Source organism: Cupriavidus yeoncheonensis (genome assembly GCF_905397275.1).
GTDB lineage: Bacteria > Pseudomonadota > Gammaproteobacteria > Burkholderiales > Burkholderiaceae > Cupriavidus > Cupriavidus yeoncheonensis.
On the sequence record NZ_CAJPUY010000024.1, the window covers coordinates 98,143 to 110,510 of the forward strand.

Sequence of the window (12,368 nt, forward strand, 5' to 3'; positions counted from 1 at the left end):
CTTCCGGGGATGGATGCAGAACTGGCCTTCCAGCACCACATAGTGCTTATCCACGGGTTGATGCATCCATGGAAGCTTGTCCGCCCGTGGTGTTCATGGCTTGAGCACCACCCGCTCGGTTGCGCCCTGCAGCACCGCCCGATAGGCCTGGTCGGCATGGTCGAGGCCGTAGGTGTAGGCCGGCAGGACGGGGAAGGGCTGAAGCTTCCCTGCGGCGAACATCGGGGCCAGTTCGTCGAGAATGTGAGCGCAGGCGGCACTGTCAAGCGCCAGGGTGTCGACGCCTGCGTAAGTGTGCTGACCGCGGTAGAACGAGAAGATGTCGAAGGGCACCGCCTTCTCGATGGTCGAGATGAAAATCTGCGTGGCACCAATGGCCATGGCCTGGTTCGCATGCTCGAAGTATGGGCTACCTACGGTGTTATAGACGATGTCGGCACCGTGGCCATCGGACTCGTCGCGGACCACCGCGGCAATGCTCTCGCTGCTGGCGTCGATCATGCGCACCGGACCGTTGGCGTGTCCCCGGTAGGACTCGGCCGTGCGTTCCACGGCGAAGACGCGGGCGCCGAGGGCGGTGGCAATCTGGATCGTGGCCTGGCCAACCTTGCCGTTGCCACCGCAGACCAGCACGATGTCGCCAGCCGACGGCATGCCAGCGCGGCGCAGACCTTCATAGGCGGTGATAAATGGCACGCCGACAGCGCCGGCTTCCAGCAGCGACAATGCCGCGGGCTTGGCGCGTACCGATTGCGCTTCGATGGACAGGTAGCGGCCGTGAGTGCCATCGCGACGAATGCCCAGTTCGCCGCCGCTACCCCATACCTCCAGCCCGATCATGTCGGCGGGGCCGTCCACGACAACGCCGGCATAGTCGCGGCCAGGTGTTCGCGGCCATACCGCGTGCGGCATCAGGCCAAGGGTTGCCTTGACGTCGCTCGGATTCACGCCGGCGCTCATGACTTCAATGACGCATTGGCCGGTCCGTGCCGCGGGGCGAGTCACGCCTGCCAGATGGAGGCGGAGGGAGTCAATGTCCGAGGCTTTCTCGGTGACGCGGATGGTGTTCACGTTGTTCTCCATTGTCTGTTTGGGTTGCGATGAGGTGAGTTGCGCGAGTCAGGCTTCGCGCAAGCCGAGCGTGCGTCGAGCTTCGGTGGCGGAGGCGATTTCTCCGCCAAGCGAGCGCACAATGTCCGCCGCCTTGGCGACCAGCGCTGCGTTGTCCGGCGCAAGCACGCCCTTTTCGAGATAAATGTTGTCTTCAAGTCCGACCCGGACATGGCCGCCGGCCAACCATGCCTGCGCCACGACGGAAAACTCCGCGCGGCCAATGCCGAAAGCCGACCAGTGCGCGCCGGCTGGCAGCATATTGCGCGCATAGAAGATGGTTTCCGGTGTGGGCGCGAAGCCGTACTTGACGCCGAGGACAAACGTCCAGAGGCCGGGACCTTCCAATACGCCCTCGCGAATGAAGTCGAGCGCCAGATTGAGATCTCCCGAATCGAAGATTTCGAGCTCGGGCATGACGCCCGCGGCACGAATCGCGGCGGCCATCTTTCGCACGTTGGCCGGTGTGTTCATCACCACATCGGCGCCGGAGTTCATGGTGTTCAGGTCGAGGGAACACACGTCCGGACGTAATGCCGAGATGTGTTCGACCCGCTTCAGGGGATGCAGCAGGGTCGTCCCCGATGCCGCGACACGGGGGTCTTCCTCGCTCGGCACGAAGCGACCGCCCGGGCCTGTCGTAAGGTTGATAATGAGCGAGCGGTTGCGCTGCCGGATCCGGTCAATGACGTCTGCGTAGTAGTCAAGTGACATCGAGGGGCGCCCCGTCCCGGGGTCGCGAACGTGGATGTGTGCGGCCGCGGCACCGGCTTCGGCGGCTTCCAGCGCCGCGTGGGCGATCTGTTCCGGGGTGACCGGCAGGCCGGGATGCTGCTCGGGGGTGACGATATTGCCGGTGACGGCGCAGGTAATGATGGTCTTGCGTGCGTGCATGGTCGGTTCAGGGAAGTATCGGAAATCAGCCGAGCTGACGGCCCCCATCGACGACGATGGTGGTGCCTGTGGCAAAACGCAGCGAGGTGGCGCAGGCAACAATGGCGTCTGCCACATCCTCTGCCTGCCCAATGCGCTTTAGAGGTGTGGATTTCGCGGCGCGCTCATTGAAGTCGCTGCTGCGTCCGGGGACGAAGGCGGTACCCACTGCGCCCGGGGAGACGTTGAGAACACGGATCTCGGGCGCCAGCGCCCGCCCGAGCGAGACCGCCATCACGTCGAGGCCGGCTTTGGCCGCGCAGTACGCTACGTTGCTGCCCTGGCCGGTGCGGCCGGCAATCGAGCCGACATTCACCACGAGCCCGTCGCGGCGCGCGCGCAGATGTGGCGCGAAGGCGCGGATCGCGGCAAATTGGCCGCGCCAGTTCACCGCGAACAACTCGTCAATCAACGCGTCGCTGAGCGCCTCGAGGTCTGCGTGCGGAATGAGGCGCGTAAATCCGGCGGTATTCACGAGAATATCCACGCGGCCATAGTGGCGCTGCACGTCCTCAGCCAGCGCCCGCAGCGACGCACTGTCGCCGATCTCGGCGACCGCCGCGAGATGATTGCCGGCCGGCAGCGCCACGGCCGCCTGCGATGCGGAGTCTGCATTGCGGCCGGTCAGCACCACGCTCGCACCAATACTGGCGAATGCTTTGCCGGCAGCAAGGCCAATCCCGCCTGTGCCGCCGAGGATGACGGCAACCTTGCCTGATAGGGAGTTCGTTGTCATGGACGAAGTGAATGTGGTAACGCTGAAAAGTTCGTGCAAACGATTGCAGCAAACGATTGCATTATGTACGGCGCGTGGAGACAGTCAAGTAAATTTTTGTCTCAGGGAACTTGCGGTGACGGTCGGTGCTCACGCGAAATGCAGAGGCGCGGTCCGGGGCGCGTGCGCGTGTCTTCCCGGCGCGGTCGGAAGACACACGTATTGGACGGGCAGACCGAAGGGAAAGCAGGCGGCGGCAGCGTTCTGCCGCGGTAGGCCTGACCGGTCGGCTTCAGTCGTGCCGTTTGGTCAGGCTTGCAGGGGAGGCGGCGCTCAGCAGCCGGACTCAGTGCTTGCGAGGTGACGCGGTGGAGCCTCTAACGATGAGTCTCGGGGGCAGGACCACATTGCGTACCGGTTGATCCCGGACATCGATGGCCTGCTGAAGGAGATCGGCCACCTGGCGCCCCATCTCCTGCTGGCTGATGCGAATGGTCGTCAGGGGCGGGGCGACCATATCGACCAGCGGCATATCGTTGTGCCCGACGATTGACAAGTCACGTGGACATTTCAGTCCGTGTTCGTGCAATGCGTCGTACACGCCGAGGGCAATCAAGTCGTTGGCGGCGACGATCGCCGTCACACCCGTGTTCCGGCTCAGTAACCGGCTTGCTGCCGCCCTCCCATATTCTCGCGTATAGGACTCGGCGACCTCGCAAGGCGCAATCCTACTATCCAGGCCATGCGATGCGAGTGCCTGCAGGAAGCCTTTGCGCCTGAGGAAACCCGTTGAATGGTCGGGGGGGCCGCCAATATGGCCGATATTTACATGTCCCAGTTCTACAAGATGGTCAACGGCCAGTTGGGCACCGAGCATTTCATCGGACACGACCGCCGACAGTCTTGCGTCGTCTTCGGTCCGGTTGACCAGCACCGTGGGCACACCCCTTTCAATACAGAACGATACTAAGGGATCGTGCCGCGTTACGGTGCCGAGTATGAGTCCGTCAACGCGCCGCGCGACCAGGCCATGCACAAATTCAAGTTGGGCTTCGCATTCCGTCCCCACGTAGCCGACGATCGCAAAGTAGCCGTGCGCTGCGAGGCGCTCGGTCGCTCCCGCCAGGATGGGGGTGAACACGCTGGTCGCCACCTGGGGAATCAGAATGCCGATCAGTTTCGAACGTCCGGTTCGCAAACTTGCCGCGACGGGATCGAGTCGGTACCCGAGCTTGTTTGCGGCTTTCATGACTCGTGCCACGGCTTCGGGCAAGACTACCGACCGTGTTGCGGGATTCAGCGCGCGCGAAACCGTTGAGACATGGACGCCGGCAAGCTCTGCGACCTGCTTCATGGTGACTGGTCGCTGACTGCCAGATTGAGGTGTTTTTCCCTTCACGACAGGCTGCCCCGGATTCAGTGTGGAAGATGGATGGGCGGTGGACAAATGACCGACGTGGGCATGGCTAATCACAATGGTCGTGGTTACGTGCCCCGGAAGTCCCTTGATGTCTGACAACCGATTGTATCAATCTCATCTGAAAACACAAAGAGCTCTCTCTATGCTGCTGCAACCCCTCATGATGTTGGGAGACATTTTCAAGCCTCAAACCGCAATCGATTGCTCAAATTGTCAAAAACTGGCGAATGAAGCGATATTACTCGATGAGATGGGGGCGCGCTGTGCCGTGGCGCGAATTTGAAGAGCTAAAGCCAAGCGGCTGTCCTTCAGGTGCCTACGCCAGAAGTTCGTTGCCGGAGCTGCAAATCAACGGCTGATGCTGCATCACATCCCCGAACTGCTGGCGGGCCCGGGCCGGATGGAAGCGTTAATGCGTCATGTCGCAGCGAAACTGCAGTACGTTTGTAACGTAGACGCGATGCTGCTGGCAGTGCGCTCTCCCAATCCTGAAATGGTCAGCGGACTGGCCAGCATGAACCACTTACTTGGTTCCGGACAGATCCATAATCATCCGCGACAGCAGATAGAGCCGAGGCACTACGCTCTCGACCTCAGCGTATTCCTCCGGCGTATGAATGCCGCCACCAACGATGCCGAAACCATCGAGCGTGGGGGTGCCGACGCCAGCGGACAGGCTTGAGTCGGCGGCGCCTCCGCTACCCTCGAGCGTGAGTTTGCGTCCAATTTCGCTGTAGATGGCTTGCGCTTTGGTCGCTAGCTGGTCCGACGCTGCATTGCGCGGCATCGGAGGGAAGCTGCGCACCAGCGAGGTCTTCACTTCCGTATCGGGGACCAGCTTGTTGGCCGACACGCGCGCCAGGTCGCGCTCCACGCGGTCGAACTCCTCCGGCACCGCCACGCGCAAGTCTGCGTAGGCGGTGGCATGATCGGGGATGACGTTGGTGGCATCACCCGCCTTGAGCACGGTGATGTTGAAGGTCGTCTGCTTGGCGCTGTCCCCCAGCTTGCCCAACTGCAGCACCTGGTGCGCCAGTTCGGTGGCGGCGTTGCGACCCGACTCGGGTGCGACACCCGCATGCGCCGCCTTGCCCTTCACGTCGATCTCCGCCGTGCCACTGCCCTTGCGCCACACGACAAGCCCGTCGGCGGGCCGACCCGGCTCCAAGTTGAGGGTGACGTCATGCTGCTTGGCCTCGCGTTCGATCAGGGCGCGCGTGCCCTTGGAACCGGTTTCCTCATTGGTGTTGAGCAGCAGCGTGACCTGCCCGTACTGCTTGAAGTCGAGCTGCTGCAGAATCTTCATCGCGTACAGCCCTGCGACGATACCGCCCTTGTCGTCCATCACACCCGGGCCGTAGGCGCGCTTGTCCTTGATGTAAAACGGCTTGGCGCGGGCGGTGCCGTCCTTGAAGACGGTGTCCATGTGGGCCATCAGCAGAATGCGCGCCTTCCCAGTGCCCTTCCACGTCGCGAGGATATTGTTGCCCACGGCAGGCGTTGCGGAAACCGTTTCCACCTTGGCTCCAGCCTTGCGCAGTTCGTCGGCGACGATGGTGCCGATCTGGCTGAGCCCGGCCTCATTGCCGGTGCCCGAGTCGATGTTGACCAGGCGCTCAAGCAGATGCAGCGCCTCGCCACGATAGCCCTCGGCGGCGGACAGGACCTTGGGGTTTGCGTCAGCGGCGCAGGACAGACGCACGGCGCACAACAACAGCGCTGCAAGGGCGAGGCGGGACGGTTTCATGCGGGACCTTGGTAGTGGAGCGGCACGGCAGATTTTATACGCCCTAGTCCCGGATTTTCTACAACTTGCGGAGCACCCATTGCACAATGGCGCTGATATTCGCTATGCTGCGCGGATTCCGGCAATAGTGCCGGTAGTTCTGCGATGGGAGCCATATGGCAACGAAGAAGACGGCCGCCACGAAGACTGCGGCAAAGAAACCGGCAGCGCCGGCGAAAAAGGCTGCGCCCGCGGCAAAGAAGGCTGCAGCAGCGCCTGCAGCAAAGCCGCTGAAGGATACGTTCAACAAATCGAGCCTGCTTGCCCATTTGGTTGCCCAGACCGAACTGGACAAGAAGACGGTGCAGACTGTTCTGTCTCACCTCGAGAACACCATCGTGAGCGCAATCCACAAGAAAGGCGCGGGCGAGTTCACGCTTCCGGGCCTGTTCAAGGTGGCCGCGATCCAGGTTCCTGCCACGAAGAAGCGCTTCGGTAAGAATCCGTTTACGGGGCAAGACCAGTGGTTTGCCGCCAAGCCGGCATCCGTGAAGGTGAAGGTTCGCCCGTTGAAGAAGCTGAAGGACGCAGCCCTGTAAAACCAAGGATGCTTGGAAGCAAGAAAAGGGAGCTCTGGCTCCCTTTTTCTTTGGTTCATCGCCGATTTGCGGCGTGACGGAGGGGCGCAGAACCCACCAGCAGCCCTTCCGGGAATTCGGTGATTAACGGCGAGAGCTGGATCTGAACAAGATCTGTGACTACCTTGCGAGCTCGTTGTAGATTTCGGACTCGGAAGGCTTTGAGAGCAGACCCTCGGCGAAGGCCGGGGATGGTCAGCATACCTGCAATTCGTGGCTTCATCACTACCCTCAAATGGGACGAGCGCGGCAGGCAGAAGCCGACCCATCGCGGTCATTTTGTGGGGCCTGTCCGCTGGACCGTCTGTGCAGAGTCGGCCTACGAAATGCACCTCGACGAGCGCAAGATCTTGGTTGTTCCTGCGACTTTGACCTCAAGTCCGCGGATGCGGGCATACCGGTCTCGTGCTGACGGGGTACGACGGCTTCGATGACACAGGCTCACGCTAGCACGGTGCGAACTTCCAACTCCACACGCTCGGCAAGGCGGTGAATGGCCGAGGTCAGCTGCGGCTTCTCGGACATTGCTCGAAGTCTCGCGAGATTGTCGGCGATATTGGTGACTTTCCCACGAGCCATCATGCCGGCGGTGGTTTCACTGTTCTTACTGCACTGCTTCACTGAAGGGGGGGGCGCGACATGAAGAACTACTCACCAAAGATCCGGTCAATGGTTTCCGTGTCGGCGATCTTGCTTGCTGGCTGTGCCGCGGGAGGCACGCCGGAACACGCGGCGCATCTGAGCGCAACGCAATGCCGGGATCTCGCAGCTCTTAAGAGCAATGCGCCCATCACACCCGAGCGCAACCGGAGTGAATTGGCGGCACTGGAGAAGGCGGGGTATAACCCGGCAAGGCGCGATCCGTTCTATCCGAATGATCTACTGGCAGCGCAGCGTCAGGTCGATCGTTGGCATCAGGCGGAATGTCATCAGGTGCAGCCCAAAAATTGAGGCGCACAGCGCCAAGTCGACTCGATGCACTGTTTGCTGTTGACCTTTGGCCGATCACCACCGTGCGAGACGATGACCGTGGCCTGCCCGAAGTGAAGCATTCCGACAACCGCAATACCCTGTTGCGCGTAATGCCTTGATTGACGTCGAGTGGCGGGCACGCCCAGTCGGCAGGGTAATGCGCTTGGTTGATGACTACCCATCGAAACGTTTCATTTCTCATGTCTGACCCGTGTCTATAGAGTGCGGTTACTCGGGATTGAGAGAGATGACATGAGCAGTAACCATTTGACCTTCGACATTTCCGCCCTCGCCAATTGGATGCGCGACCATGTGGAGGGTTATGCCGGTAGTCTCACCGTAGAGCGATTTCAGGGCGGCCAGTCCAATCCTACCTACAAGCTTGTTACGCCGGAGTGCGCATATGTGATGCGCACGAAGCCGGCACCGGTAGCGAAGTTGTTGCCCTCGGCACACGCCATCGAGCGGGAGTACCGGGTGATGGCGGCGCTGGCCGCCTCGGAAGTGCCGGTAGCACGCATGTATGGACTGTGCGAAGACGAGTCACTCATTGGCCGCGCCTTCTATGTCATGGAGCACGTTGAGGGGCGGGTGTTGTGGGATCCGTCTCTACCAGGAATGAGCGCGGCACAGCGGGAAGCGATCTATGATGAGATGAATCGCGTGCTGGCGGCCCTGCATAGCGTAGATTACCGCGCATGTGGACTGACCGACTATGGAAAACCGGGAAACTTCTTCGCGCGTCAGATCGCCCGCTGGAGCAAGCAATATCGCTTGTCGGAGACTGTTTCGATTCCCGCTATGGACGCACTGATCGATTGGTTGCCGGCCAATATTCCGCGTGAAGCCGAGGAGCAGGTCTGCATCACGCACGGAGACTATCGGCTGGACAATCTCATGTTCCATCCCACTGAGCCGCGCATAGTAGCCGTGCTCGACTGGGAGTTGTCGACACTGGGCCATCCGATGGCGGATCTCGGATATCAGTGTATAGGGTGGCATATCGATCCGGTGTCTCGAGGAATCGGCGGACTCGAGCTGCCGGCCCTCGGCATCCCCGACGAAGCCGAGTATCGACGCCGCTATGCCGCCCGCACCGGGCGCGGCGATGACGGCTACTGGAACTTCTATCTGGCCTTTAGCCTGTTCCGTATCGCGGCGATCATGCAGGGCATCGTGAAACGCGCCGCGGATGGCACGGCAGCCTCGCCGCAGGCGATGGACGCGGGCAGGCAGGCCGGGACGATGGCTGCGATAGGGTGGAAGATCGCGCTGCGCGACTAAGGGCATTTCGGCGCGGCATCTACACCGAAGATGGATGGCGCATTTTGCTGCTGGATTCAACTTCGCCACTAGTTCTGACCTGAGCGGGAAGCAACCGCTTCCCGCGTTGTGGTGATTTGCCGCAGACATCCAGCACCAATTGCACGTTGGAAATCACATGAGTTGACGGTAGTGCGGCATGGAGCACCTCAATTTCAAATGACGTCAGTTTGCATCTCAGCCGGCTCCATCTAGTTCGCACCGACATAAACATGTAATACCGAGCTAGACGTTGTCTGCCTAGGATCAAGTCAACTTTTCAGTCGGGACCGAATAGCCGCGGCCATGAACTGGAGGCCATCCGGGTCCTCTTCGGTCAGTTCCGAGCTCGTCTTTGCCAAACTCAACCATGAAGAAGCTCCTTTCTGTGGACCCGGCAAGAATTGGCCGACCACCTGGCCAAGCATCGCCCGACGCTGTACCACAGGAGTTCTGCGATGGAACACCTGGCCCGCTAAGGCACGCACTAGAACAACTTCTTGGACCGGAGCGCGTGCTGCATCGACTGGTTGACCTTGTTCGGTACGCATCAGATGCGAGCCCATATCGGTTGATACCTCACGTTGTGGTCGTCCCACATAATGAAGACGAGGTGGCGAAAATCCTTCGATTTTGTGGAGAAACAGGTTGGCACGCCACCTTTCGCGCTGCTGGAACAAGTCTGAACGGGCAAGCGCAATCCGATGGCATTCTCATCGACGTACGCAAGTACTTTAGCGGCATCAAGGATATTGGAGATGGCGGTGTCACGCTTAAAGCCGGCACAGGAACCATCCTTTTCCATGCAAATGCCCATCTGACACCGTACTACCGCAAGCTTGGACCGGACCCAGCAAGTTCGGCGGCGTGCACACTCGCCGGGGTAGTGGCAAACAATTCTGGAGGCATGCGCTGCACGGTATTTCAGAATGCCTACAGCACGGTCAACGCGCTAACGTTCGTACTTGCATCCGGGACGAAAATCGACACATCGGATAAGGACGCTGAGCGAGATTTCCAGACAAGCGAACCGGCGCTTGCAGAAGGACTCATAGCGCTGCGGAAGGAGATTCTTGCTGACGAGAAGCTTGTCGAACGAATCCGTCATAAATATTCCATCAGAAACACGCACGGTGATCGGCTTGACGCCTTTCTGGATGGCAAGACTCCTCTTGAAATATTCCGTCGCCTTCTGGTGGGATCGGAGGGAACGCTCGGGTTCATCTCGGACGTGACATTTAATACCATCGAGGTTCCCGCTGTCACTAGCGTCGCATGGATTGCCGTTCCCTCAATTAACGATGCAATCTCGCTTGTCCCGGATCTGGTTGCGATTGGGGCGGGAGCAGTAGAACTAATGATTGCACCGGCCTTGCGTGCTGCAGGTGAAGCATTTCATGGCACACCGGAATACTGGAAGACGCTGGACCTACAGGCTGCAGCATTGCTGGTCGAGGTAGGCGCCAGCGACGATGAGAGCTTAACGGAAAAGCAGGCTCGCATTATGCACCTGACTGACCGGGTGACCCTGCTTGGCGATCTAATTCTTACGAGCCACGCGGAAGCAATAGAACTTGCCTGGCAAGTTCGGGAAGGTCTTTTGGGTCTGATTGGAAAACATCGTCCGCTGGGTTCATTGCTGATAACGGAAGATGTATGTTTCCCACCCCGGCTTCTGGCAAGTGCAGCGCGTGATTTGCAGGATCTCTTGCAGAAACACGGATACTTCATATCGAGAATTAGGCATGCAACAAGGTCTTCTCGTTGCGCCCTGAGAAACTCCCGCCCCGAAGCAAATGCGACAACACGCTTCCCGTTTGCGCGAAGCAAAGCGGAAAGTGAGTTCCGCACTCTCGCGTCGTCGTCAACGACGTAGACGACTTCATCCGAGGACTCCATGGTCATTCCTTGATTCACGCGCACATAGGCTACTTTCAGGAGACTCACCCGCAGGCGCTCTTCAAGGAATGCAGTCACTTCGTCGAGCTGGTATCGAATGCCAGTCAATTCCCTCGATTGCTTGAGCGGGCGATGCGAACGGCGATAGAGCAGCGCGGTGTTTCGGTGCTTGTCCTGCCGGGTGATATCGCCTTGAGTGAGGGGCCGAATGCTCTGCCCTCGTGGGCCGAGTCATCTCGCCCCTCAATCGTGCCGGCACAAGCGGACCTCGACCGCATGGCGGAGGTGCTCAATGGCTGCAAAGCCGTAACGCTATTGTGTGGAAGCGGTACCGCCGGTGCCCACGACGAGGTCGTCGCACTGGCTGACATATTAGGTGCCCCGGTGGTTCATGCGCTGCGTGGCAAGCCATTCGTCGAATGGGACAATCCCTTTGACGTTGGAATGACCGGTTTGATCGGATTCAGCTCGGGATACCATGCCATGGCATCGTGCGATACGCTATTGATGCTCGGCACGGATTTTCCTTATCGCCCCTTCTATCCGGAGAATGCCAAGATACTGCAGATTGACTGGAGAGGTGAACAGCTTGGACGTCGCGCGCCGTTGACGCTGGGACTGGTTGGCACGGTGAAGGAAACCATCCAGGCGCTGCTGCCGAGTTTGAGGCGCAAGGACGACCGGAATTTCCTGGAGCGAGCACGCGCACACTATGTGTCGGCCCTCCATGTCAGGATAGTTGTCGCCTCGCCGCCTTTCGATGAAGGACAATGGGGGCGGTAACGGTTGGAAGATGAAACCTTATCCGGCGGAATACAAAGAATGGGTGGTCGAGCAGATGAAGCCGCCCTTGAACCGGTCGGTGGCGGAGTTGGCCAGGGAGACAGGCATCACAACGGTGTGTCTGCGCAACTGGCGCAACGCGGCCCGAGAGCAAGGAAAGGTTGTGCCAGGCAACGGCAAACAAAGTGATAAGTGGTCCAGTGCGGACAAGTTCCGAGTGGTGCTGGAGACGGCGCCCCTGAGTGAGGCGGAGCTGTCCGAATACTGCCGCAGGAAGGGTATTCAGCCGGAACAGATCCGGGCGTGGCGGGCCGCGTGCGAGCAGGCCAATGCCAAGACACCAGACAAGCCTGACCTGGCGCAGCGCCGCGAGGAACAGGCGGCACAGAAGCGGATCCGGGATCTTGAGCGCGAACTCAAGCGCAAGGATGCGGCGCTGGCTGAGACAGCAGCGCTGCTGGTGCTGAGAAAAAAAGCCGAGGCGATCTGGGGAAGGGACGAGGAAGACTGATCAACGTCTCGGATCGCCGCGATGCCATTGCGTTGATCGATGAAGCGGTAAAGAGCGATGCACGCCAGTCCAGGGCCTGCGAGGAACTGGACTTGAGTGAGCGCACCTTGCAGCGCTGGCGCCATGCGCCAGAGGATGGCCGCCCGGGCGCGCAGCGCCCGGTGCCGGCGAACAAGCTCAGCGAGGCAGAGCGGCAGGCCGTGCTGGCAGCGGCCAACCAGCCTGGCTACGAGAGCCTGACGCCGCACCAGATTGTGCCGAAGTTGGCCGACGAGGGCCGCTACCTGGCGTCGGAATCGACGTTCTACCGTGTGCTTCGGGCTGCAGGGCAGAGCCGGCGACGTGGACGCAGCCACAAT

At 60.4% G+C, this 12,368-nt stretch carries 12 protein-coding genes and 1 pseudogene; 8 read left to right on the top strand and 5 right to left on the bottom strand.

The annotated features are described in order from the left end of the window. Positions 1-93: 93 nt before the first annotated feature. The 4 genes from KHO22_RS26805 to KHO22_RS26820 all read right to left on the bottom strand — a co-directional run bounded on the left by KHO22_RS26805 (position 94) and on the right by KHO22_RS26820 (position 4,112). Positions 94-1,071, bottom strand: a complete 978-nt coding sequence (locus KHO22_RS26805) for a quinone oxidoreductase family protein (RefSeq protein WP_211950196.1) — start codon at positions 1,069-1,071, stop codon at positions 94-96. 48 nt (positions 1,072-1,119) lie between these two features. After that, the gene (locus tag KHO22_RS26810; protein WP_211950197.1) at positions 1,120-2,004 is read right to left on the bottom strand and encodes a beta-keto acid cleavage family enzyme; all 885 of its coding nucleotides are present in this window, start codon (positions 2,002-2,004) and stop codon (positions 1,120-1,122) included. A 25-nt stretch (positions 2,005-2,029) separates the two neighbouring features. Continuing rightward, positions 2,030-2,779 carry an SDR family NAD(P)-dependent oxidoreductase gene (locus KHO22_RS26815; RefSeq protein ID WP_211950198.1) on the bottom strand — a complete coding sequence of 250 codons (750 nt, stop codon included), beginning with the start codon at positions 2,777-2,779 and terminating at the stop codon, positions 2,030-2,032. A 325-nt stretch (positions 2,780-3,104) separates the two neighbouring features. Then, positions 3,105-4,112 carry a LacI family DNA-binding transcriptional regulator gene (locus KHO22_RS26820; RefSeq protein WP_211950199.1) on the bottom strand — a complete coding sequence of 336 codons (1,008 nt, stop codon included), beginning with the start codon at positions 4,110-4,112 and terminating at the stop codon, positions 3,105-3,107. Between the two features lie 154 nt (positions 4,113-4,266). On the opposite strand from KHO22_RS26820, the gene KHO22_RS26825 reads away from it, so the two are divergent. Further along, on the top strand, positions 4,267-4,461 hold the full coding sequence (locus tag KHO22_RS26825) for a hypothetical protein (RefSeq protein WP_211950200.1): 195 nt from the start codon (positions 4,267-4,269) through the stop codon (positions 4,459-4,461). Positions 4,462-4,701: 240 nt separating this feature from the next. Here the strand turns inward: KHO22_RS26825 and KHO22_RS26830 are convergent, their stop codons facing one another. Further along, positions 4,702-5,925, bottom strand: coding sequence for a M20/M25/M40 family metallo-hydrolase (locus tag KHO22_RS26830; RefSeq protein ID WP_211950201.1), 1,224 nt, complete (start codon positions 5,923-5,925; stop codon positions 4,702-4,704). A 155-nt stretch (positions 5,926-6,080) separates the two neighbouring features. Here KHO22_RS26830 and KHO22_RS26835 point away from each other — a divergent pair, with 155 nt between their 5' ends. The 7 genes and pseudogenes from KHO22_RS26835 to KHO22_RS26865 form a co-directional block, all read left to right on the top strand. Beyond that, complete coding sequence (locus KHO22_RS26835; protein WP_211950202.1) at positions 6,081-6,503, top strand: HU family DNA-binding protein; 423 nt, start codon at positions 6,081-6,083, stop codon at positions 6,501-6,503. Between the two features lie 678 nt (positions 6,504-7,181). After that, a complete protein-coding gene (locus tag KHO22_RS26840; RefSeq protein WP_211950203.1) occupies positions 7,182-7,493 on the top strand; it encodes a DUF4148 domain-containing protein in 312 nt (103 codons plus the stop codon). Between the two features lie 273 nt (positions 7,494-7,766). Next, the gene (locus tag KHO22_RS26845; protein WP_211950204.1) at positions 7,767-8,798 is read left to right on the top strand and encodes a phosphotransferase family protein; all 1,032 of its coding nucleotides are present in this window, start codon (positions 7,767-7,769) and stop codon (positions 8,796-8,798) included. A gap of 388 nt (positions 8,799-9,186) precedes the next feature. Next, complete coding sequence (locus KHO22_RS26850) at positions 9,187-10,692, top strand: FAD-binding oxidoreductase (RefSeq protein ID WP_211950205.1); 1,506 nt, start codon at positions 9,187-9,189, stop codon at positions 10,690-10,692. After that, positions 10,662-11,471 (top strand): annotated as a pseudogene (locus tag KHO22_RS26855) (ubiquinone-dependent pyruvate dehydrogenase); the annotation flags it as partial. The gene KHO22_RS26850 and the pseudogene KHO22_RS26855, both read left to right, overlap by 31 nt. Positions 11,472-11,508: 37 nt before the next feature. After that, complete coding sequence (locus KHO22_RS26860) at positions 11,509-12,009, top strand: transposase (protein ID WP_211950206.1); 501 nt, start codon at positions 11,509-11,511, stop codon at positions 12,007-12,009. Then, positions 12,009-12,368: helix-turn-helix domain-containing protein (locus tag KHO22_RS26865; RefSeq protein ID WP_268914545.1), on the top strand; the 360-nt coding region annotated here is incomplete at its 3' end. The genes KHO22_RS26860 and KHO22_RS26865, both read left to right, overlap by 1 nt.

Bases quoted from the DNA above. Each gene is read 5' to 3' on its own strand.
- KHO22_RS26850 (WP_211950205.1), top strand. From the start codon at position 9,187: ATGAAGAAGCTCCTTTCTGTGGACCCGGCAAGAATTGGCCGACCACCT.
- KHO22_RS26825 (WP_211950200.1), top strand. From the start codon at position 4,267: ATGTCTGACAACCGATTGTATCAATCTCATCTGAAAACACAAAGAGCT.
- KHO22_RS26830 (WP_211950201.1), bottom strand. From the start codon at position 5,925: ATGAAACCGTCCCGCCTCGCCCTTGCAGCGCTGTTGTTGTGCGCCGTG.
- KHO22_RS26840 (WP_211950203.1), top strand. From the start codon at position 7,182: ATGAAGAACTACTCACCAAAGATCCGGTCAATGGTTTCCGTGTCGGCG.
- KHO22_RS26835 (WP_211950202.1), top strand. From the start codon at position 6,081: ATGGCAACGAAGAAGACGGCCGCCACGAAGACTGCGGCAAAGAAACCG.
- KHO22_RS26845 (WP_211950204.1), top strand. From the start codon at position 7,767: ATGAGCAGTAACCATTTGACCTTCGACATTTCCGCCCTCGCCAATTGG.
- KHO22_RS26815 (WP_211950198.1), bottom strand. From the start codon at position 2,779: ATGACAACGAACTCCCTATCAGGCAAGGTTGCCGTCATCCTCGGCGGC.
- KHO22_RS26810 (WP_211950197.1), bottom strand. From the start codon at position 2,004: ATGCACGCACGCAAGACCATCATTACCTGCGCCGTCACCGGCAATATC.
- KHO22_RS26820 (WP_211950199.1), bottom strand. From the start codon at position 4,112: ATGAAGCAGGTCGCAGAGCTTGCCGGCGTCCATGTCTCAACGGTTTCG.
- KHO22_RS26860 (WP_211950206.1), top strand. From the start codon at position 11,509: ATGAAACCTTATCCGGCGGAATACAAAGAATGGGTGGTCGAGCAGATG.